The 23,110-nt window shown below is 38.7% G+C and carries 21 protein-coding genes; 10 read left to right on the top strand and 11 right to left on the bottom strand.

Translation table 11 applies throughout. The features are described from left to right. Positions 1–21 precede the first annotated feature (21 nt). The gene (locus BV902_RS09995; protein ID WP_075991796.1) at positions 22–1,179 is read right to left on the bottom strand and encodes a homogentisate 1,2-dioxygenase; all 1,158 of its coding nucleotides are present in this window, start codon (positions 1,177–1,179) and stop codon (positions 22–24) included. 317 nt (positions 1,180–1,496) lie between these two features. Between BV902_RS09995 and BV902_RS09990 the strand changes: the two genes are divergently transcribed. Then, positions 1,497–2,471: a fumarylacetoacetate hydrolase family protein gene (locus BV902_RS09990; protein WP_075991795.1), complete on the top strand. Its 975-nt coding sequence runs from the start codon at positions 1,497–1,499 to the stop codon at positions 2,469–2,471. 10 nt (positions 2,472–2,481) lie between these two features. Beyond that, on the top strand, positions 2,482–3,381 hold the full coding sequence (locus BV902_RS09985; protein ID WP_075991794.1) for a flavin reductase family protein: 900 nt from the start codon (positions 2,482–2,484) through the stop codon (positions 3,379–3,381). 97 nt (positions 3,382–3,478) lie between these two features. Here the strand turns inward: BV902_RS09985 and BV902_RS09980 are convergent, their stop codons facing one another. From BV902_RS09980 to BV902_RS09960, 5 genes are all read right to left on the bottom strand, one after another. Continuing rightward, complete coding sequence (locus BV902_RS09980; protein ID WP_075991793.1) at positions 3,479–5,236, bottom strand: aromatic amino acid hydroxylase; 1,758 nt, start codon at positions 5,234–5,236, stop codon at positions 3,479–3,481. A 133-nt stretch (positions 5,237–5,369) separates the two neighbouring features. Continuing rightward, positions 5,370–6,569, bottom strand: a complete 1,200-nt coding sequence (gene tyrS, locus BV902_RS09975; protein ID WP_075991792.1) for a tyrosine--tRNA ligase — start codon at positions 6,567–6,569, stop codon at positions 5,370–5,372. Positions 6,570–6,809: 240 nt separating this feature from the next. Beyond that, complete coding sequence (locus BV902_RS09970; protein WP_075991791.1) at positions 6,810–7,649, bottom strand: hypothetical protein; 840 nt, start codon at positions 7,647–7,649, stop codon at positions 6,810–6,812. Positions 7,650–7,876: 227 nt separating this feature from the next. Beyond that, positions 7,877–8,296, bottom strand: a complete 420-nt coding sequence (locus BV902_RS09965; RefSeq protein ID WP_046675658.1) for an SH3 domain-containing protein — start codon at positions 8,294–8,296, stop codon at positions 7,877–7,879. A 12-nt stretch (positions 8,297–8,308) separates the two neighbouring features. After that, on the bottom strand, positions 8,309–8,815 hold the full coding sequence (locus BV902_RS09960; RefSeq protein ID WP_088160876.1) for a BON domain-containing protein: 507 nt from the start codon (positions 8,813–8,815) through the stop codon (positions 8,309–8,311). Positions 8,816–9,047: 232 nt separating this feature from the next. Here BV902_RS09960 and BV902_RS09955 point away from each other — a divergent pair, with 232 nt between their 5' ends. Together BV902_RS09955 and BV902_RS09950 are read left to right on the top strand one after the other, a co-directional pair. Further along, positions 9,048–10,151, top strand: a complete 1,104-nt coding sequence (locus BV902_RS09955) for a DUF695 domain-containing protein (RefSeq protein ID WP_075991789.1) — start codon at positions 9,048–9,050, stop codon at positions 10,149–10,151. A 61-nt stretch (positions 10,152–10,212) separates the two neighbouring features. Next, positions 10,213–10,836: a murein L,D-transpeptidase catalytic domain-containing protein gene (locus tag BV902_RS09950; protein WP_075991788.1), complete on the top strand. Its 624-nt coding sequence runs from the start codon at positions 10,213–10,215 to the stop codon at positions 10,834–10,836. A gap of 16 nt (positions 10,837–10,852) precedes the next feature. On the opposite strand, the gene BV902_RS09945 is transcribed toward BV902_RS09950, so the two are convergent. Then, entirely contained in the window at positions 10,853–12,355 is a 1,503-nt protein-coding gene (locus tag BV902_RS09945; protein ID WP_075991787.1) for a hypothetical protein, read from the bottom strand. Between the two features lie 159 nt (positions 12,356–12,514). On the opposite strand from BV902_RS09945, the gene yiaA reads away from it, so the two are divergent. Then, the gene (gene yiaA, locus BV902_RS09940; protein WP_237242071.1) at positions 12,515–12,964 is read left to right on the top strand and encodes an inner membrane protein YiaA; all 450 of its coding nucleotides are present in this window, start codon (positions 12,515–12,517) and stop codon (positions 12,962–12,964) included. A gap of 99 nt (positions 12,965–13,063) precedes the next feature. Here yiaA and BV902_RS09935 read toward each other — a convergent pair whose 3' ends face one another. Both BV902_RS09935 and BV902_RS09930 read right to left on the bottom strand, forming a co-directional pair. Further along, the gene (locus BV902_RS09935) at positions 13,064–14,809 is read right to left on the bottom strand and encodes a sensor histidine kinase (protein WP_075991786.1); all 1,746 of its coding nucleotides are present in this window, start codon (positions 14,807–14,809) and stop codon (positions 13,064–13,066) included. Next, positions 14,806–16,143, bottom strand: coding sequence for a sigma-54-dependent transcriptional regulator (locus BV902_RS09930; RefSeq protein ID WP_075991785.1), 1,338 nt, complete (start codon positions 16,141–16,143; stop codon positions 14,806–14,808). The genes BV902_RS09935 and BV902_RS09930 overlap by 4 nt, the downstream gene beginning before the upstream one ends. 228 nt (positions 16,144–16,371) lie before the next feature. Between BV902_RS09930 and BV902_RS28065 the strand changes: the two genes are divergently transcribed. The 4 genes from BV902_RS28065 (at position 16,372) to BV902_RS09910 (ending at position 20,630) form a co-directional block, all read left to right on the top strand. After that, the gene (locus BV902_RS28065) at positions 16,372–17,235 is read left to right on the top strand and encodes an ATP-binding cassette domain-containing protein (RefSeq protein ID WP_237242069.1); all 864 of its coding nucleotides are present in this window, start codon (positions 16,372–16,374) and stop codon (positions 17,233–17,235) included. Beyond that, positions 17,207–17,968 carry an ATP-binding cassette domain-containing protein gene (locus BV902_RS28060; protein ID WP_237242067.1) on the top strand — a complete coding sequence of 254 codons (762 nt, stop codon included), beginning with the start codon at positions 17,207–17,209 and terminating at the stop codon, positions 17,966–17,968. Before BV902_RS28065 ends, BV902_RS28060 begins: the two co-directional genes overlap by 29 nt. Before the next feature lie 287 nt (positions 17,969–18,255). After that, entirely contained in the window at positions 18,256–19,992 is a 1,737-nt protein-coding gene (locus tag BV902_RS09915; RefSeq protein ID WP_075991783.1) for a GMC family oxidoreductase, read from the top strand. A 5-nt stretch (positions 19,993–19,997) separates the two neighbouring features. After that, positions 19,998–20,630 (top strand): gluconate 2-dehydrogenase subunit 3 family protein, encoded by a 633-nt coding sequence (locus BV902_RS09910; protein WP_075991782.1) that lies wholly within the window; start codon positions 19,998–20,000, stop codon positions 20,628–20,630. Positions 20,631–20,683: 53 nt separating this feature from the next. On the opposite strand, the gene BV902_RS09905 is transcribed toward BV902_RS09910, so the two are convergent. Continuing rightward, on the bottom strand, positions 20,684–21,583 hold the full coding sequence (locus BV902_RS09905; protein WP_075994703.1) for an OmpA/MotB family protein: 900 nt from the start codon (positions 21,581–21,583) through the stop codon (positions 20,684–20,686). Between the two features lie 103 nt (positions 21,584–21,686). After that, positions 21,687–22,211, bottom strand: coding sequence for a hypothetical protein (locus BV902_RS09900; RefSeq protein ID WP_083663548.1), 525 nt, complete (start codon positions 22,209–22,211; stop codon positions 21,687–21,689). Between the two features lie 478 nt (positions 22,212–22,689). Here BV902_RS09900 and BV902_RS09895 point away from each other — a divergent pair, with 478 nt between their 5' ends. Next, entirely contained in the window at positions 22,690–23,064 is a 375-nt protein-coding gene (locus tag BV902_RS09895; protein WP_075991781.1) for a hypothetical protein, read from the top strand. Positions 23,065–23,110 lie beyond the last annotated feature (46 nt).

Below are 23,110 nucleotides of genomic sequence, written 5' to 3'. Positions count from 1 at the left end.
AAGGTTATTCTTTTATTTTTCCTAACTCATCCAAGATTTATAATAATCTGGATCTTCTATATCGAGTGCTTCTTGGGTTAACATCAGTGGTCGAAAAGGATCGATCATCACGGCCAACTCCTCGGTTTTCACTTGCCCAATGCTTTTTTCCACCGTCCCTGGATGAGGTCCATGCGGTATACCACCTGGATGTAACGTTATCTGTCCCCTTTCCACGGATTTTCGACTCATAAAATCGCCATCCACATAATATAGGACTTCATCTGAATCTACATTACTATGGTTATATGGTGCTGGAATCGAATGAGGATGGTAATCATACATACGAGGGCAAAAACTGCATAAGACAAAATTGTCTGTTTCAAAGGTCTGGTGAACGGGTGGCGGTTGATGCAATTTACCTGTTATCGGCATGAAATCATGAATCGAAAATGCCCATGGAAAATGATAGCCATCCCAACCAACAAAATCAAATGGATGGCTCCCATAAACATACGGATAAATCATCCCTTGCTTCTTGATCTTCACTTCAAAGTCACCCAGTTCATCAAAAGTTTCCAAATTTTGAGGTACCCGAATGTCCCGCTCAAAAAAGGGCGCATGTTCCATCAATTGACCAAATTCATTGCGATAACGTTTGGGCGTACGTACGGGAGAGAATGATTCAACAATAAACAGTCGATTATCTTCCTGTTCAAATTCCATTTGATAAATCGTTCCTCGGGGGATTACCAAATAATCTCCATACTTGAAGGGGATACTCCCATATCCAGTCTTGAGTTTCCCCATCCCCTGATGGATGAAGACAATCTCATCTGCCTGGCTATTTTTATAAAAATAGTCATCCATCGACCGACGGGGAGCTGCTAAGGATATATGTAAGTCCTGATTAACCAACACAGGTGTCCTGCTTTCGAGGTAGTCATCTTTTGCCTGTACCTGAAATCCCTTTAGACTGGTATGTTTAAGATGTTTGTCGCGGGCAATCCGGGGAGACACATCATAAGGCTCTCTTATTTGTTTAACGAGTGTGGGTGGATGACAATGGTACACTAAGGAATAAAGACTGGAAAAACCATGTGTGGATACTAATTCCTCGGCATAAAGCGTGTTATCGGGCTTTCTAAAAACAGTATGTCGCTGCATTGGAATTTGCCCTTGTTTAACATAAAATGGCATAATTCTACGATTTAAACGGTTATAAAATTAAATGAATATCCAAATTGCCAATAGAACTATCGGCAAGTAGTAAAAGAGAAGATTAGTATTGTGCAAAAACGATATCAGCTATGATTGCTTTATTAAAAGCAACATAGGGCATGGAGGACGCAAAGCGATGTACACCACGATTGATCATTTTTTATAGTTTATAATGCTTTAATAAAGGTAAGAATATTTTTCTATTTTCAAGAGAAGAAATATTTTTTTCAAATCTTATACAATATATTTGTGTCGAATGCTAACAACATTGAATAACCAAATAGAACACTTCATATATGAGAATTGTCACTAGCACTAAAAATGGTCAACAAGAATTGGGCATTGTTATAGACGACCGCTTTTATAGTTGCTCAGTCATCGATCAAAACCTTCCCACAACGATGTCGGACTTCCTCAAAGGTGGCGAAGAGACCATGAATCAGCTACAAATCTTTGAAACAGCTTTGCGTCAAGGAGCTATGAACAGGCCCTATCGTCTACTAGACGATATCCAACTCATCGCCCCCGTGCCACAGCCAACATCTTTTCGTGATGCTTACGCTTTTCGACAGCATGTCGCAACCTCGAGAAGAAACCGCGGATTAGCTATGATCCCTGAATTTGATGAATTTCCCGTTTTTTATTTCTCCAACCATCAGTCCATACAGGGACCTGGTCCCGTTCAATGCATGCCCCTACATTTAAATCAACTGGATTTCGAACTAGAAATTGCAATAGTCATCAACAAACCAGGAATCAATATCCCCGCCGCTCAGGCAGATGAGTATATTGCTGGCTATATGATTATGAATGATTTTAGTGCCAGAAAACTCCAAATGGAGGAAATGAAATTGAGTTTGGGCCCTGCCAAGGGCAAAGATTTTGCAACAGCAATTGGACCTTACTTGGTGACAAAGGATGAATTGGAACCTTATAAGGTTCAACCTGCAGCAGGACATATTGGCGACTGTTATGAGCTCAATATGACTTGTAAAGTAAACGGCACGCAAGTCTCAGCGGGTAATTTTGCGAGTATGCACTGGACTTTTGCAGAAATTATTGAACGTGTTTCCTATGGTGTACAAATTTCCCCTGGTGATATAATCGGTTCTGGGACAGTCGGAACAGGCTGCTTTCTTGAGCTCAATGGTACAGCACGCATAGCGGATCCTAATCATAAAGACCAATGGCTCGACCTTGGCGATGAGATTGAATTAGAAATCACGGCGCTCGGAAAACTTTCCAATTCTATTGTATTATACCATTCATAAATCTACGGATATGACCTCTTCCTTTGAAACCATCACCTTTGAATCTGTTAAAGACAAAGCTATTATAGATAATTTAATTAAGTATGCTGTTGCACCGCGGCCAATTTGCTTTGCAAGCACGATCGATAGCAATGGAAACATAAATTTAAGCCCCTTCAGCTATTTTAACCTGATGTCCCATCAGCCGCCAATCTGTGTTTTCTCTCCCTTGCGACGCATGCGTGATGGTAGTACCAAACATACATTGGATAATATACAGGAGGTTAATGAAGTTGTCATCAATATTGTTAACTACGATATGGTCCAGCAACAATCACTTGCCAGTACCGAATATGGCAAGGAAATAAATGAATTTGATAAGTCGGGTTTTACGCCCATTCCCTCTATCCGAGTTGCACCACCTCGTGTAGCCGAATCCCCAGTCCAGCTGGAATGTCGGGTCAGAGAGGTTGTCGCATTAAGCGATGAGCCAGGAGCTGGAAATCTCGTTATTGCCGAGATCCTCTATATGCATGTCCATAAACACTTGTTGGGCAAGAACAATACCATTCAACAAAAAGATTTGGATCTGGTAGCCCGGCTCGGTGGTGATTGGTATTGTCGCGTAACCGACGAAAACTTATTTATTGTACCGAAGCCCCTCCGTAACCTGGGAATTGGCATAGACCAACTTCCAGAAAAAATTAGATTTTCGAATGTATTAACCGGAAATCACCTGGGGTTGCTGGCCAACGTAGAAACACGACCAACATTAAAAGACCCACAGCAAGAAGATAAGTACTTCAACTATCTGAAGCTAAACTTTGAAGACAGCCCATCAAAGTTCACACAAAAAATTCACGAATATGCTGCCCAACTATTAGACGCGGGCAAACTTAATGAAGCCTGGCAAATACTTTTGCAGGCATAGCTTAAATAGACAGTAAAAAAGGAGAGCTCTACATAGATTTAATAGCTCTCTTTTTTTATATCGCCTTTTTTACAGCCAATTTCACATATAATACTTTTTAGTGGTTATTTAAATCTTCCTCCTTAGCAACACGCAATCCATCATCAATCAGTTTTTTCAAATTTGGATATCGGATAATAAATTCCAAGAGCCTCTGTTCGGCCTGAGTAGTTAATTCCCCTCCATCATTAGCCTGGGCAATTTCAAATAATTCAACCAAACCTAACCAATGATCTGCATTTTCCGGTCCCAATTGACTGAAAATCTCCAGCCATACTTTCTGATCAAAACCGTTGTCCCGCAAATTCCGTATCGCAGCATGACAATTCACTAGTTTTACATCTTCCGTTTCGGCAGGTATTGAAGATAGATCCTTATCCAAATGCTCCTCCAGCGCATCATAGGCATCTTTATCCGCAGCGCCTGCAAATACAGATACTATTTCCGCTCCGACAGCCATATCGTATGTTCCCCATTCAGGTTTAAAATACACCTCTTCCCTATCGCTACGGTATACCTCGCATCCTATAAATGAAATCAAAACAATCTTGCCAAATTGACGTACAATCTTTTGAACAATTCCCGATACAATAATCCCTGAAGCAAAGTTTAACGAACACTGCTGCCCTTCCACTACAACATATTGAATCAATGTTGCTTCATCAAAATCGGCTAAGTCACTATCTGCACCGCGCAAGTGTCCTACAGGGGAGCCAAACCCTTCGCTATGATAAATGATACCGTGGCCTTCAAGCTGTTTACCTGCTACCGCCAAAGCTGTAGGTCCATGTGTTTGAATATAAGAGAGATTTTTATCTGCGTTGGCCAGCTTAAAAACGCCCGACACCTGCAAACCGGAACTATATTCCACAGTGCAAACAGCTCTACAGTCTATTGCCTTGTCAAGGCTCTGTTTGCCCCCTACGCGAAAAGCCATGGTATCAGCAAATTTATCCAATACGAGCTTTAGGTGTTCAAAATCCGGTGTAACAAATAGCTGTGGTTGTGGTTTGGTAATATCATAAGGATATTCGATTGCATTTAAACCATACGCCAACTTAGGCACATCTTCCTGCATGCAGCTTGCGCTTTCTCCAATAGAAGACAGTAAACCAGCTCCATAAATTTTGGGGTTATGAAGATCTCCAATAAGTCCGTATTCCACAGTCCACCAATGCAACCTGCTCAACAATGCCATCTCCGAAGGCTCGCCCATATTATCTTGAATGATCTGCAAATTTTTCTCTGCTTCCGCCAACTCAGCCGCCGTTGTTGTAGCGTGTTCTTTTAAAATAGATAGGTGGCGAATAGCTTCGTAGAGTTCAAAATCTTTGCCCGAAGAAAGTGCTTTCGTACCAACCTCCCCAAAGTACTGCAAATATGTAGCGTAATCTGGCTCACCGATTATAGGTGCATGTCCTGAAGATTCGTGAATAATATCTGGTGCCGGTGTATATTCGATATGTTCCAATTGACGTATGTCTGCAGCAATAACTAGTACGCGGTGCGCCTGAAATTCCATAAAAGCAGCCGGCGGAATAAATCCATCCACAGTCACAGCCCCCCAGCCAATTAATTTTAGACTATCGTTCATGTCCTGTAGGTTCGGGATGGTCGCGATGGATAATCCTGCTTTCTTCAATCCCGGAATATAAGGGTAGTAGGCTACATCTTTCAAGAAAGAATAATTCTGACGCATGACATAACGCCACAATGCTTGATCCAGCGCGGTATAACGTTCATATCGTTGGGCTACTACATAGCGTTTCAAATGTTTGGGCAACCGCTCCAAAACAATATTATTATATGTTTCCATCTATAATTGGTATGAAAATAAAGTATGAGACTCCTATATGAAGGTAGAAATTATTTATGGTTTAAGAAAGGACCACGATGTTATTTTACTACTTTTAGCAAAACATTAAAAAAGTATACCCTCACAAACCTTACTAGATAACTCTAAAATAAGCCCTTTTACCTAATTTAATTTTAAAACAAGTATTCAAATCAAGCATCAGCTCCGGATTCAGCTGTTTTATTGAATCGATCTGCACTGCACCGCCTATAATCAATCTTCGCATCGCCGACTTTGTTGCCCCCTTTAGGAAATGACATAGATCGACCAGTTTAATCTGTTCACCAAACTGTTCGCGCAATGTTTGACCCGACACCTCCTCAAAAGCCTTTTCTTCTAATTTCTTGCTCTGAAACTGCTTCACAAAAAAATCAACCGCACTGGCCGCAAACTCGTCGCCATGGTATTGAGCAACTAGATTATGTGCAATAAGTTTCTTAATTTCCATTGGATTTTCGCCCATTTCAATACGGGTCTTCATGCCAAGTTTGGTTTCCTGATTGAAATCAGTTGTCAAGTCAATATATTCTGGAATTAAATGATCAGGAATAGACATGGTTTTACCAAACATTTCATTCGGTTCATCCAAAAGACCGATCGTATTGTTTAATGATTTGCTCATTTTTTCTTTTCCGTCCAGCCCGCGCAACAAGGGCATACACAGTACTATTTGTGGATCCTGTCCAAAAGATTCCTGTAGCTGCCGGCCCATCGCGCAATTAAACAGTTGGTCCGTTCCCCCCATTTCAATATCACTATTGACATGTACAGAGTCAAAGCCCTGCAATATCGGGTAAAGCAATTCATGCATGGCTATTGATTGGTTTTCGTTAAAACGTTTATTAAAATCATGCCGCTGCATCAATTGAGCGACGGTTACTTTCGATACCAGCTGGATAACTTCTGTAAAATTTAGTTGATCCAACCAGTCTCCATTAAAAACAACTTTCGCTTTTGAAACATCAATAATTTTAGACAGTTGCGCAATGTAAGTTGCCGCATTGTGCGCTATCGCATCCTGACATAAAGGTTTACGGGCTTTATTTTTTCCTGTAGGATCACCGATCCGAGCTGTAAAACTACCAACGAGAATCACGACTTCGTGCCCCAGCTGCTGAAACTGGCGTAGTTTCTTTAACACTACAGCGTGCCCTAAATGAAGATCCGGTGCTGTTGGATCAAAACCAAGTTTTATAATCAATGGTCGGTTCTTTTCTTCAGACTCCTTCAACTTCGATGCAAGCCCCTCCTTCGGTAAAATAATTTCGATATTTTCTTCTAACTCTTTTAACATGATGTTATATAAAATAAAAAAAGCCCGAACGTTATGTTCGGGCTTAGCTATAAATAATAATTTGAATTTCTTAATTTAATAGGCATAGGGGTCCCGAACGATTATCGGGCGATAATAATTAAAGAAAAATGGAAGACGTAATATGTTGTTCATTTTCTTCATTGCTTGACAAAGGTAGTGCTATATTTTTAAAATGCAAAAATATTGGCATCCATACTTGATTCAAGATGCATTTTTAAATTATCCGCCGGTATTTTTATTTATCAATTTTCCGGCTCCATTATAAACATACTTTTCTGTATTCCCTTTATCCTTTTTCTCCACGACCTTTTGCACTAACAATGAATTCTTAAAATACTCATGGTAAAAGCAGTTATTAAGGTTATATTTCCGCTCAACGAGATTATTATTCTGATACAGATCAGTGTAATCAATTTTAGCTTTCCGATAGGTATGTTTTAGTAATTGACCATTGGCATCAAATGACTTTGATTCCTGTATCTGCCCACCACAATTCAATTTAGCGCTGTACATTAAGGTATTGTCTAATCGGTAGTCAGCTCGGGTATGGTCAAAATCATTCTCAACCGTATAGTAATTATCAAAGAAGACTTTTGTCACTTTTTTACCACTATTTGCAGCTCGGTAGAATACCGTTTTTTCCTGACTGATTTTCCCATTCTTAAAATTGCGCTGCACACTTGAACTATCCGTTATGGTATATTGAAAGTCTGGCAATGCAGCAGATTTCACAGTCATTTGCTGCAATACACCATGTCTTACGATAACATCACCGGTACGCCCATCTTTTTCAATTTTAAAATCACCATCGACGATGCCATCCTGATTAATCGTAATAAATGCATTGGAAAGTCCCATAAATTGATTCTTTTGCAGAATATATTTACCCTGTTTTAACTTCGTTTCTTTACCTTTTTCAAGTACCCGGATTGTATCTTTTGGATATTCCGACAAATGCAATTGATAACGATCTTTGTCCAAGCGAACATACTCTTGCGCAACTCCCAACTGAACAGCTAAACACAAGCATAATGATATGATAAAACGTGATTTCGACATAATGTAATAAAATTGTTGCAATCATAGTAATACAATTATTACACCAAAAATTAAAATTCGGTTGATTTTCCAAATAATTCCCCAATACGATAGATGCTGTAGTACCTCCATATTACAGAACAGACAAGCTTAATCGTGAAATGAAAAAAGGGGAGTTATTTATGCATAACTCCCCTTTTTTCAAAGCCAATTGGTACTTGTACCCATCATGCGAGAACATTCGAGAACTAAACAGACTCTAAATATTGTGCATAACAATACCCTTCTTCATTATCTTTGGTTCTGACCAACCACCATTGATCATTAGCCTTACTAATCAATGTGATGATTTCTCCTTTAGCTGCTTTTCCGACGATAGGCTGGTCTGTACCAGGGCCTTTTCTAATGTTCAAATTGCTATTTTCTGTTATAACTTTCACCTGGCTTCCGGGCACTTCCGTAGCCACATCTACATTTAACACCACATCTCCGGTTTGGAAATTAGGATCTATATTACCGTAGATTTCCCAGAGCTTATTTTTCACATCTGCTGTTGGTGCTGTACCACGAATTTGCAATACTCCATCCATTTCGGCGTAGTTCAGGTCATTTACACCTGAAGATTGTGCCGTATCTAAAAGAACCTTATATTTTTCCTGCAATGACATAATTTCACTATTTTATTTTTTGACAACAATACCGCTTAGATCCACTTTTTTTGGATTTAAGTTATCCAAACCTTGTTTTAAGGTGATTATCTTAGGCTGCTCCAAAGTACCTGTAACAGCGATCACACCATCCTTTACACTTGCCTGTACCGTAGGAAAATCCTTCATAAACGTATTCACTGCTGCTCCAAGCACCGCATCATTATTGGATACCTCAATAGGAGCTGGAGTCGACGACACTGGGGCGCTAACGATAATATTGTTTTGAATAGACTTGATGTCCTTATCGCCTGCTGTTTTAGCAATAGACTCCACTTGTTGCTTTTCTTCTTCGGAAGCAACCGTGCCACTTAAGATAACTTCCCCTTTTTTAACGTCGACGTCCACGGTTTTACGACCGGTAAGTGCATTTTCGATCTTTTCTTCCAACTTCTCATCAGATAAGCCTGATTTGCAAGCCGTAAAGGAAAGCACAACTGTAGTTGCCAATAGACAAAATGTTAATTTGCTAAATTTCATAAGACCAATTTTAATTTATAATTCAACAATAATCCTAACAAACTCCATACGCAATTGTTTGTCCAATTATTTTTAAACTTAAATTCCCTTGCCGGATTATAATTATATAATTAAATTTAGGAACAGAGGTATTCATGATTGTTTCATTCGGATCATTTAATCCTCTGTGGTTATAAAAACGCTTTAAGTAACAGATACGCACTTTGATGATTCAATCAAACAGCTATTAATTATGGGATTTTTGAACAATATTTTTGGTAAAAAAGAAAATAAAAAGGACAGTATAGCGGATTTTTGGGATTGGTTTACAAAAAACGAACACGCATTTTTTCAAATCGTCAAGACTGGAGAACAAATTGATCAGAATTTTTTCAGCAAACTTTCGCCGAAGATCGATGCTCTTCGCAAGGAACTTTATTTCTTAACGGGAATGTACGATGATGACACTGCAGAACTTGTAGTTACCCCAGATGGTGTCATCAAAAACGTTGCGTTCGTGGAGCATCTGATTGCTTCTGCTCCAGCATTAGCGCATTGGAAATTTACTGCATTAAAACCCGCTATTGCGGATATGGAAAAATTCAAAATCACGATGTATGGATTCACTTTTGACATCAAGGATATGTTTTTTTACCCCATTCAACATAAATACCATCCGGATGAAGTCGATATTGTTATTGTTCACCCCGATTTTACGGAAGAGAACAAAGCCAATATTTCCCATGGGATAGAAATATTTCTCGACAATTACATTGGTGAATTGAACTCGATCATAGCCATAGATAACTTGAATGTAACCTCAAAAGAGCTTGCAACAGAAGAGCTTATTCCTCTACTTAAATTAAAAGACTATTTGATCTGGCGGGAAAAGGAATTTGTGGAAAAATATACCGACGTTAGGCACCGGGCCGCAGATGACACATACACTGCTTTTGAGGGTATCCTGGAGAACGACTTACCTATCTTTGCTATCATCAATACGACGTTATTAGACTGGGACGGAAAAGCTTCTCACCCTTGGATAGTTACATTAAAGATTAATTATGACGGAACAGCAACCAATGGCATGCCCGATCAGGAGACTTACGATTTAATGGATAAATTTGAAGAAGAATTAATGGACAGTCTTCCAAATGATATTGGATTTCTTAATATCGGAAGAGAAACTGCCGATAACCTCAGGGAAATTTACTTGGCTTGTACAGAATTCCGAAAAGCCTCACGCACGATTGATCGATTAATCGAAGAATACAGGGACAATCTCCAAATTGATTATAGCATCTACAAAGATAAATACTGGAAAACCTTCGAACGATTTTATAAACAAATAGAATAGGTCTCTCGAACAGCAGACATAAGTTTCAATAAAAGTACTTTATAAAATATGCTTTATTTACATGAATAAAATCATTCTTTTGGTTATTATCCTTGGAATTGGCCTTATCACATACAAAACCATTCAAAAAAACACGCTTTTAGCCGTTGTTGATAAGGAAGAAAATACTCCTTCAGACGCCTTTCGCTATACGATGGCAATAAAGAACGTAAAAAAACGCATCATAAACAACAAAAAGTATAATAGTGACATATCCTTTCTCTTGGATATGAAAAGACCCTCGGGAAGAAATCGTTTTTTTGTCGTAAATCTAAAAACAGATCGGATTCTAGATCAAGGGCTAGTGGCACATGGATCCGGCTCCGAAACCGGAAAAAAGAATCTTTTGCAATTTAGTAATACGGATAACTCTCATGCGACATCGCTAGGTAGTTACGCTATCGGCAGCTCGTATAACGGTAAATTTGGAAAAGCATATAAATTATATGGCTTAGATAGCTCCAATAGCAATGCATATGCTAGAAACATCGTTCTACACAAATATGACCGCATGCCTTACGATGAACAAGTAGATCCAGTATGTCTCAGTGAAGGCTGTCCTATGGTAAACGTCGAATTCTACAAAAGACTACAGAACTTGATTGACTCTTCAAAGAAACAAATCGTCTTACATATTTATTATTGATCACCTTCATTATTGATCACCGGCTATCTTCTTTGATCAAATTCAATAAAACCTGATACGGACTTTGAGATACACTAAGAGCTTTCAACCAAGCAATAAATCCCATAATAAATAAATCTTTATTTTCTTTGTCCTCCGCCATAGTTTGAACAGCTGCCCGAAAGGATTTCCCTTGAATAACTGCTGGATTTAAAAGATATTTCTCTACCAATTTGGCAAAATCAATCACTCTGTTTTCCTTGACATTCAGCAAGTATTTTTTATACCTACCGACAAAGCTTTTTAATTTCAAGGTTGCCAAATCGATGTGATCGAATTGAATATGGATCAGAATTTCAAGCAGACTCTTCCGAATCGTCCACAACATGCCCATTTTCTTCTCGTACCAAGCATCTGTTCGAATCAACTGTCGAAGTTCAATCAATGCTGTTTTATCTTCAAATTGCGTTAAAAACATCACCAAACACAACTGTAGATCCGCAAGATCAACCTCACTTGATTTTGGTGAGGCTTGTTTAATCCCTGCCCTTAACACGGAAAGACCTTTTACTCCATCGCCAAGGTAATGGAAATTCAATGCCATCAACAAATGGCACCGCAGCTGAAACTGGACTCGAAAAACCGTATTTCCTTGAGATAAAACTTCATTCAAGCGTTCTAAATACCCGATGCTCTCATTAAAGAATCCGTTCCTCAAATTAAAATTGGCCAGATAATACAAAATATGAAGATAGTAAAATAGCTGATGCGCTGATTGTTCATCGTACTTCATCAAAAAATTATCTGCTGTTTTTAAAAAAGAACGAACCAGTGTATAGTTTTGATGTATTGCGGCATACTCATTTGCAATATACAGAAGTTGATAGAGTGATTTAAATGATAAGAGATCATCCAAAGAAATACTGTATTTACTCAGCACACTCAAAATCAACTTATTGATATCAATTATTTTTGCTTTCAAATGAATATCCTGCAATGCTGAGCGCAATAGCGCATAAGCAATCTGAAATTTTGCTTCTTGCTGCAGTTTTTGCTGATTTTCGGTAAAACGATCGATAAGCAATTCCAAATTGACATTCAAATCTAAATGTGCATATTGTAGTCTGATTTGCAAGATTTCGTTCAGCAAACTAAACTGATCCAGAACAAGAGCCTTGTCCTCAGCCCGTTGAAGGCATTTGAATCCAATCTTAATGAACTGACTTTCCAATAGAAAACGACCCACAACAAATAATCTCAACGCTTCGTGGGCTTCACTGTTGTCTCGTTCAAAAACCTTATTTGAAAGAAAAAACAAAAGACTATCATGAAGCCTTTTCCTCAATGCGTGATAAGCATCCCGGTTTTTAATGGGATCATATAACTTTTTTAGCTTATTTATATCATCAGTTTCTATAATCTCAAGTAACTTGATATTTTTCACATCATTTCGCTTATTCTTTTGTTTCAAAAAGGTTTTAAAATCCCTAATATCATCTTTATTCAATAATAATAGTAGATCCGATATCGCGTCCGCCATAGCTTAAATTTAGAATTAAACAAATATATTAAACAAAATTATATCGTCAGTATTCTTATAAATTCAAGTTTTAAAATAATTAGTTCCTATCGATATTTGAATCATAAAACAACAACAAATTAAAACTAAAACAAGAAAATTATGGAACCGCTAAAAAACATGATTGAAGAAAAAAAGGCTGAAAGAAATTTAGACAAAAGAAACCCATTTAAACCAACAGGAGCATTTATTGGAGCCTCATGGACTGCGTTATTGGTTGGTACCGTAGGCTATTGTGTAGGCTTATGGAATGCAACAATGGCATTAAATGAAAAAGGGTATTATTTTACAATTTTACTATTTGCGCTATTTGCGGTTATCTCTGTTCAAAAAAGTGTAAGAGATAAAGCAGAAGGACTAGCTGTTACCGAATTGTACTATGGTTTAAGCTGGTTTGCAACAATTGCTGCCGTTGTGCTATTAACTGTAGGACTATGGAACGCGGATCTGCTGTTAAGTGAAAAAGGATTCTATGCAATGTCCTTCTCATTGAGTATTTTTTCAGCTATCGCAGTACAAAAAAATACACGTGATGCAAAACTTATCGATGACAATGAAATAAAACTTTAGCGGGTGCCGATCCTGCAGCCTCTGCGTAGCAAGCTGCAGGATCTTTCAATCTCTCGTAAAGCAAAAAAGGAAGAGCTTTTCATGGTGCTCTTCCTTTTTTTAAGTGGATTGTTTAGGTGGTGCAATAGGAAGGTAAACGAAAAATGCACTTCCAGTACCAAAAACACTTTGCACATCAATCTCTCCCCCCATGCTTTCGATAAATTCCTTGCTTATGCTTAACCCCAAGCCTGTTCCTTCCTTTGTATCCCCTGGAACACGGAAATACCGATCAAAAATCTTCGCTAAATATTGTACCGGGATTCCTTGTCCCTGATCTTCAACACGCAAAAGCACCCTGGCGCCCATTCTTTTGACAGCAAGACAAATCCCCCCCCCTTCATCGGAATAACGAATTGCATTGGACAGTAGATTCGTCAATACCCATGCGGTCTTCTCGTTATCAATAAAAACCATCGGCAGTTCCTCTTCCAGTTCAACCTGTAGTTGGATTTTCTTTTGGTCAAGCATTGAACGATTGGCTAAAAGGGCATAATCTATAATCGGTCCGATTGTCGCCGGATTCAGCTTCATCTGAATGGTACCGCTCTCCACTTGTGCAATATCCAAAAGTTCTCCCGTAATTTTCAGAAGCCGCTCTGTATCATCAGCAATTCCTTCAAGCAAGTCTTTTTGTTCTTCATTCAACTCTCCAATCCGCTTATTCTCGAGCAATTGGATCCCCATGCGTATTGATGCGATTGGTGTCTTCAGTTCATGAGATACCGTTCCAATAAAATTTGTTTTTGCGACATCACGTTCCTTAAAACTTGTCACGTTCTTCAACAAAATAAATTGTCCAATAAACTGCGAACTCTCCTCTCCCGTTGGTACAACATTAATGTCGATAACCTCCAGTTCAAAGTAGTTATCTTTTCCATAGGCAAAGATCTGAACCAAACCAAGATGCTCGGATTGCTGGTTTAAAGCGTTGATCCTATCGAGAAGCTTACGAATCAAATCATTGGAAGAAGCTATTTCCACTAATTTTTGCCCTTCAAATTCTGCGTGTTTTAACCCCGAGAGCAAACAAGCGGGTTCATTTGCAAAGAGCACTCTTTTTTCCTCATCTATCCCTATAACGGCATCATGCATATTATCAATAAGCGCTTCAATTCTCTTTTTATGCTGCAAGATCTTACCCAATTTACTTTCCGTATATTCCTCGAGTTTTTGAGCCATTGTATTGAACGATTGCGCCACTTCTCCAAATTCATCCTTTCGCTTAAAATGAAGTCTCCTTTTATAGTTCCCAGCAGCAATCTGTTTAATACTATCGGTTAATTGTACAATTGGACCAGCAATGGCTAGGGGGAGATTGACAAGTAATACAAACGCAATCATAAAACAGATCGCACCTACAATGGAGATCGCCAAAATAGCTTTTTCAGCTGTTGCATTGGCGATATTATTTTTGTTTTCAATTGCCTGCATATTAAGATACATTAGCTGAAATATATCTTTGTGTAAGTCAGCAGCAATTGTAGAATCTTTCACCTTTTTCTTTAAACTCAAAAAGTGATGATCTATACGTTCGGTCACCGCCCGTTCTCCAGGCTCAGTTACATTGCGCTTTTGGAGGCTTAAATTATGTTCAAATAGCGCAATGCTCTTCTCATTCGTATGAAGATCTTCCAAGGCCAACAGCATATTTCTGGAATAATGCAACGTATTATAATTGTCGACTAAAATATTATTGGTATCTTTTTTTAATCGATAAACATAATACCCACTCACTATTGCAAGCAGTAAGATCATAAAAAATAAAAATCCTACCCCAAATGTCAGCTTTGCTTTAAGTTTCATTGGATTTTATATTCTTCAATTTTTCGATACAAGGTAGCTATGCCGATTTCTAACAATCGAGCAGCTTCAGCTTTATTTCCATTCGTATGTTTCAATACACGTTGTATATGTTGCCTCTCCATATTGGACATTGAAAAGTTTGATAAGACGCTTGCCCCTTCTCTATACTCACGTTCACCAAAAGGAAGGCCCTCAACACCTAATATGCCGCCCTCACTCAAAATCACACTTCGTTCAATCACATTCTTCAGTTCACGGATATTTCCCCGCCATAGGTTATTTTCCAATGCCTGCACAAACTCAGGGGTCATCCGCAAAGGTTTCAAGTTGGATTTTAAAGCAAAAATATCTGCGTAGTATTGTGCCAAAGTTGCTATATCTTCAATACGCTCACGCAGTGGGGGCAATTCAATCGTGAAAACAGACAACCTATAAAATAGATCACTCCTGAAATGGTCAGATGCAATTTCGGTTTCGAGATTTCTGTTGGTCGCGGCTATGATACGTACATCCACTTTCGTTGGTTTGGAGTCCCCAACTTTTAAAAACTCGCCGGTTTCCAAAACGCGAAGAATTTTGGCCTGAAGTTCCACGGCCATCTCCCCGACTTCATCCAGAAAAATAGTCCCCAAATGTGCCTCTTCAAACAAACCCCGCTGATCTTTAGTAGCACCGGTAAAGGCACCGGATTTATGACCAAACAGCTCGTTTTCCAGCAGATCTTTTGTAAATGCGGCACAGTTAATGGCCACAAAACTACGCGCTCTCCTGGAACTCGCCTGATGGATTGCCTGTGCAAAAACCTCCTTACCGGTACCAGTCTCGCCTGTTAGCAAGACCGTTGTATTTGTAACGGCAACTTTTTGTGCCATGCCAATGGCAGCCTTTATTGCATTAGATTTTCCAATAATTTTATCGAAAGAAAGTTTATCTCCTAATCGCTTTTCTAACTGTTGTACCCTTCTTGCCAATGCAACCTTTTCACTGGCTTTATAAAGTAGGGGTATAATGCGATTATTATCATCTCCTTTGGTAATATATTCAAAAGCACCATTTTTTATCGCCCGAACACCGTCCGGGATATTCCCGTATGCTGTCAATAGAATAATCTCTACAATTGGATACCGTTCTTTAATTAATTTGGCCGTTTCTACCCCATTACCGTCAGGCAGTTTGACATCACAAAGTACAACGTCTACATCACTGACTTCAAGCTTTTTCAACCCCGATTTAATATCAGCAGCTTCAATCACATCAAAACCTTCCAGGCTAATAATTTTGGCCATCAATTTCCGAAGTTTCTCTTCGTCATCTATAAGGAGAACTCTATTCACAATATTCGTTTTTTCAAAAGTACAATTTGTCCGAAGCAAATAGTAGAAAAATAAACAATTTGACTATTCCTCAAAAACTTTCCCGTCATCAAAATAAAAACACTATATTTGCTTCTCTCAACATCCTTAAAACTGCATGTAAGATTAAAATTCTTTAGAACGAAATAAATACCATCCATTGACAATACCTGTCCAAATGGTCTTTTCTAACATTTAAAGAATTTCAACATGCTTTCATTACAACAACTTTCTTATATACATCCGAATAAAGATTTATTGTTTGAGAACATAAATCTACACATCAATGCGCAAGAGAAAATAGCGCTCATCGGCCACAATGGTGTTGGTAAATCAACTTTATTGCGACTGATTGCCAAAGAACTATCACCTTCCAGTGGCAGCGTACAAGTCAGTACCAGCACCTATTATGTCCCTCAAGTTGTGGGACAATTTGAGGATAAGACAGTCGCCGAAGCACTTGGCATTGCCGAAAAATTAAATGCACTCCACGCCATATTAGCTGGCGATGCGTCTGAAGAAAATTTCAATAGACTTCAAGATGATTGGACCTTGGAGGAACGCAGCCAAGAAGCTTTCGAGCAATGGGATCTGCCCGATATCCAGTTGACACAGAAGATGTCGTCCCTTAGTGGTGGACAAAAAACAAAAGTCTTATTGGCCGGAATCCACATTCACCGAGCCGAACTTATTCTTCTTGATGAACCCAGCAACCATTTGGATATGGATAGCAAAACACTACTATACGATTGGATTCAATCAAGCAAAAACACAGTGATTATTGTTAGCCACGATAGAACCTTACTTAATTTATTGGATGACATGGCCGAAATGACCCCAAAAGGTATCAAGCGGTATGGGGGAAATTATGCCTTTTACGAAACTCAAAAAGAGACCGAGCGCCATGCGTTACAACAAGATATTCATCACAAGGAAAGGGCGATCAAAATTGCAAAGGAGAAAGAAAGAGAAACAATCGAACGCCAAAATAGATTAAACAACCGCGGTCAAAAAAAAACAGGAAAAGGCAGGTGTAGCGCGCATCATGATGAATACACTGCGCAACAATGCTGAAAAAAGTACCGCCAAAATAAAAAGTGTGCATCAGGACAAAATTGGAGATATCAAATCCGATCTACAGGAACTCCGAGGTTCGCAATCTGCACTGGATGAGATTAAAATAGATTTAGGAAACAGTGCCTTTCCAACCGGAAAGAGTATGGTCAAAGTCGAAAATGTCAATTTCAAGTATAACTCGCAAGGGCTCTGGCCAGCTAATATCAACTTTCAATTATTCAGTGGAGATCGTATCGCACTACAAGGACAGAATGGATCTGGTAAAACGACATTGGTCAGACTTCTACTCGGCCAATTGACACCTGTACAAGGAAAAATTGAACGTCAATCATTTCGTTCGATCTATTTAGATCAAACATACTCCATTTTGTCTTCGCATCTAAGTATTTATGAGCAGGCCCAGCAATTTAATAGCGACGCACTACCTGAACATGAGATCAAAATTAGGCTTAATCGGTTCTTATTTGGAAAAGACGATTGGGACAAGCCCTGCCAACTATTGAGTGGTGGTGAAAAAATGCGTCTGATATTATGTTGCCTCACCATTCATCAACAGTCTCCAGATTTAATTATTCTTGATGAACCAACAAACAATTTAGATCTTCAAAATATCCGGATTCTAACCAGAGCGATTCAGCTTTATAAAGGTACGCTACTCGTCATTTCACATGATGCGGTCTTTCTACAGGAAATCCATATCAACAAAGTCATCAAACTAAAAGACCTGTAAATGACAACTGCGTTTATTTCGTTGCAACGGAATAAACGCAGTATTCAATGACTGCCCTCCATAAAATTTTAATAAAACACGGTATTTTTTGTAACAATCCCATATTCTTTATTTAAAATCTGCTAAATCGATAAATTAAATTAAAAAAAAAGAATTTTTATCGATATATTCACGATGATTTTAAACATGAAACAATAACCATTAAATTAATTGAACCTTCTCATTTACATAGCAGCCTTAGGGCAGATGTATCGCACAGGCCTCTCAATTAATTACTTCATTTAATTATGTCAGATTATCAAATTAAAGAAAATCCCGAATTATTTGACGCCATCGTAGTTGGTTCCGGCGCAGGTGGTGGTATGGCAGGTTATATACTTGCACATGCGGGGCTTAAAGTATTGATGCTGGAAGCAGGTCCTTTTTATGACCCAGCAAAAGATTCGTTACAACTACGCTGGCCTTGGGAATCTCCAAGAAGAGGTGCCGGTACCACAAGACCATTCGGGGATTTTGACGCCGCCTTCGGTGGCTGGCAAATCGAAGGTGAACCCTACAGCAAGGTAGCGGGAACTGAATTTGAATGGTTTAGAGCACGTATGCTGGGCGGCAGAACCAACCACTGGGGTCGAATTTCATTGCGCATGGGACCTGACGATTTCAAGCCAAAGGATGGAGTAACAGACGAATGGCCTATCACTTATGAAGAAGTTAAGCCATTTTATGACCGTGTAGATCGAATGATCGGAATATATGGCACGGCAGAAGGTATTCATAACGAACCAGATGGTATTTTTATGAAACCACCTAAGCCACGCTTAAACGAATTATATATTGCAAAAGGTGCAAAAAAAGCTGGAGTTCCAGTGATTCCCGGAAGAGGAGCCGTGCTAACCGAAGTATCAAAAGATATTAAAGATCGAGGTACCTGTTTCTACTGTGGCCAATGTGGTCGTGCATGTAAAGTTTATGGGGACTTTTCTTCTTCTTCTTGTCTAGTTATTCCAGCGATGAAAACAGGTAACCTAAAGGTAATAGACAATGCAATGGTAAGAGAAGTCATTACAAATGATGAAGGAATTGCAATTGGTGTTTCTTATGTAAACACCAAGGATTTGCAGGAATATACCGTTAAAGGGAAAACCGTTATTTTGGGTGCTAGTGCCTGTGAAAGCGCGCGGATCATGTTAAATTCCAAATCAAAATCGCATCCTGGGGGTGTCGGTAATAGCAGCGGCTTAGTCGGAAAATATCTCCACGATTCTACAGGGGCCAGTTTATCGGGCTTTTTACCACAATTACTTGACCGGAAGCGTTATAATGAGGATGGTGTTGGAAGTGTCCATATTTATTCACCATGGTGGGAAGATAATGCCAAGTTGAATTTCCCAAGAGGTTACCACATCGAATATGGTGGTGGTTTACATATGCCCTCTTATGGATTTTTGAATTGGGTACCGAAAGTAAATGACCTTGCGAAAAATTCGGATGGGAAGTCAAAAGCCAAAGGCGGTTATGGTACTGCATTAAAAGAAGATTTCCGTAGCTATTATGGTGCAAATGTAGGTATGGCAGGCCGGGGAACGGCATTGGCAAGAAAAGACAATTACTGTGAAATTGACCCCGATAAAGTCGACAAATTCGGAATTCCTGTGCTACGTTTCAACTACAAATGGGCTAATGAAGAAATAGCACAAGCCAAACATATGCAAGAGACATTTCAGTCTATTATGCACGAAATGGGCGCTGTAATTACTTCTAAAATACCAGGAGCAGATACATTGTATGGACTGGAAGCTCCCGGAAAAATTATTCATGAAGGTGGTACCACAAGAATGGGAAATGACCCTAAAACCTCTGTTTTGAACAAATGGGGACAAGCGCACGATTGTAAAAATCTCTACGTCGTGGATGCGGGACCATTTGTACAACAAGGTGACAAAAATCTGACCTGGACAATACTCGCCTTATCAATGCGGACAGCAGAATATATCCTTCAAGAAAAGAAAAAATTAAACGGTTAAAAGCCATGAATAGAAGAGAATCATTAAGAGCATTAGGATTAATTGCAGCTGGATCTGGTCTTTTAACCGCAGCTTGCAATTCAAAAGATGCTAAAAATGCAGTAGCAGACAATAGCAAAAAATTACCTGGAGTCCAGGATTTTGAGTACGAACGCACGGAACAATTATATGCCGAAAAGTTTTTTGACGAACATGAAATGGCTACAATCACTGTTTTGGCAGATATTATTATTCCTAAGGATAACATTTCAGGAAGTGCTTCGGAAGCGGGAGTGCCCGATTTCATCGAATTTATCGTAAAAGATTTGCCTGATAATAAAATCCCTATGCGCGGCGGACTTCGTTGGCTCGACCTCCAGTCCAAAAAGCGTTACGGAACAGTATTTATCAAATGCGGCACAAAAGATCAACTTGCATTGGTAGATGATATTGCCTACCCTGATTTGGCAAAACCGGAAATGAAACAAGGTGCCGCCTTCTTTTCATTGATGCGCAATCTGACTTCCTCAGGGTTTTACACGAGTGAAATGGGTGTGAAAGATATCGGCTATGCCGGAAATAAACCTGGAGTCTGGAATGGTGTACCAGATGATGTGTTGAAAGAGCACGGTTTTGACCCGACTAAATTCTTTGGATAATAAAAAAATCCTTTCCGAAAACGGAAAGGATTTTTTATTTACCTCATTAAAATCTATTGTGCCGATGGTACCTCAGTAGCCTCCGGAGCCTTATCAATCAACTCCATAAATTGATCCAATTTAGGGGTGATAATAATCTGCGTTCTTCTATTTCGTTGCTTACCTAGCGCGGTCGTATTATCTGCAATTGGATTATATTCTCCCCTACCACCTGCAGTTAAGCGTTTAGGATCCACACCATATTTATTTTGTAAAGCCTGCACCACAGAAGAAGCCCGTAAGGTACTTAAATCCCAGTTATTCCGAATATTAGGTTTAGAAATTGGATCGGTATCGGTATTACCTTCAATCAATACCTCATAATCTCTGTAATCCTGGATAATTTTCGCAATTTTACTTAATGTCTGATCGGCTCTATCATTAATTTCATAGCTACCGGATTTGTAAAGCATATTATCAGCAAGTGAGATATAAACTACCCCTTTTAATACCTGTACATCAACTTCCTGCAATTCCTCACGGCTAAGCGATCTTGTCAAATTATTGGTCAATACCAGATTCAAGGAATCGGATTTGTTTTTCGTCTCAACGAGATGCTTAATATATTTATTTGAAGCGTTAATTTCATCAACCAACTTGGAAATATTAATATTTCCCTGTGAATTCTGATTAATACTGTTATCTAGCGATTTCTGCAAAGCAGCATAAGCCGATCGGAGATCCGCATTATTTTGTCGTTCGGAGGCCAACTGATCTTCTAAACTCTTGATCCGTGTCCGACCTTCAGCCAATTGAAGCTGTCCATCCTGATATTGTTTGGTCAATTGACTGTGCTCCGTTTGTAATTTACTATAGTCGGACTGTAAACCAGCATATTGCTTTTTGCTGACACCACATCCGATAACAAACAAACTGGCCGTTAATACAGTCATTGGAAAAACTAAATTCTTCATGATATACTCTTTTTGTAGATGTTGAATTAATTCATAGAACAAGATACGCAATATTCTAGCCAAAATACCCCACAGTCTTGTCAAATTAACAACCTTTAACGTCCTATTGGGCTAGCTCCTTCAGCTCTGTAGCGCTAAATACTTGCCCACCTTTAAGATAGGGATTTGCGCCTTTGAGATAATTATAAATAATTGATTTAGCCTCTTCATTGGGTAATTTATAAAGATTTTTAACAAGGAAATTTTTATCCTCAAGGATATTATTGTTATATCCCAAAAAAGAAGGCGCATGCACCTGTACGCTCCAACGTATAAACCGTGCTTCAATATGATTTGGATTTTCCTTAATCACTTGTTCCAAATGCTTTTTGCCCTCTTTGAACTGCCCAACTTTCTTAAAAGGATTGCCGATATGTTTCGCTAGAAGTATTTGATAAGCGGCCAGGTATACTTTCTCGGTCGGTGATTTGGCACCTTCCGTCAGCACCTCCAAATTATGTTCACATAGATCTTCGTCCTTCACGGCCTCCGCATATTCTTTTCGAATTTTATCAATATTCACCTGTTGGCCAAGTCCAACTCTTGTTATCGTAAATAGAGCAATTGTCAATACTATTCGTGTTATCATAATTATAAATCAGGCTATTTCAACAATTTCATTTTCCGACTTAAATTACTAAAAAAATCGAATTCAACTATTAATTTTCAATTATCATACCACAAAGCCAAAAATTCATGTCATTGTATCGCCACAGCTAGCTTTAAATAAGAGAAAAGTCTTCATTCCAGTATATTTTTAAAGCAATTTTGCGGCATGAAACTAATTTTAGCAACAAGCCCAGTATGGTTAAAAGTGATTTTGTCGATTCTATTTGGCGTTATATTAGGCTGCTTCTTAGGCGAAATTGTTTTCACTTTATTACAAGCCTAAGTTCTTCATCATGATTGACATCCCGTCCTTTACCTGACGATCTGCTGAATTTTATACCTACAGATAATCCGCTTATTGTAGCTCCTTTGAGTAGGCCAATAAGTTTCATTATCCTTGCCAAAAATCAAATTATTTTTGCTATATTGGTTATACCAATATAAATTTAAAGCGAGCTATGGAGACAAAAGCAGAATATCAGATTTGGGACACTATTGTGAATAGCGCAAAAACTAAATTCGATTATAAGCATATTCGTGCGATGTTCAAAAGGGAAGATGACGAAATAACCGATAAGTTTCTATTCCATATTATTGCAGGATTTGCCTGTGGTGAAAACCATCAGACCATTTCAACCAATCTTTTCAACGAACTACAAAGTATTCATTTTGAATGCAATGAAGAGCAGATCGATCGGTTTATCGCTGATAAGCACGTAAAATTCAGTCCTGAAATCTATGCCACCTATCTTGCATTCTCTATGCTGGAAGATGGTGAAGATATCGATACCATCACCGAAATTATTAATAATCTTTTGCAACTAGACAAATAATTATTCTGAAGTATCGTTTAATTTTGGCTAAAAACTTATATTCGTG

Origin of the sequence: Sphingobacterium sp. B29 (assembly GCF_001952815.1) — a bacterium.
In the GTDB taxonomy this organism is placed as follows: domain Bacteria; phylum Bacteroidota; class Bacteroidia; order Sphingobacteriales; family Sphingobacteriaceae; genus Sphingobacterium; species Sphingobacterium siyangense.
The sequence above is the reverse complement of the archived record's forward strand: the minus strand, read 5'-3'. Positions and strand labels throughout refer to the sequence as shown.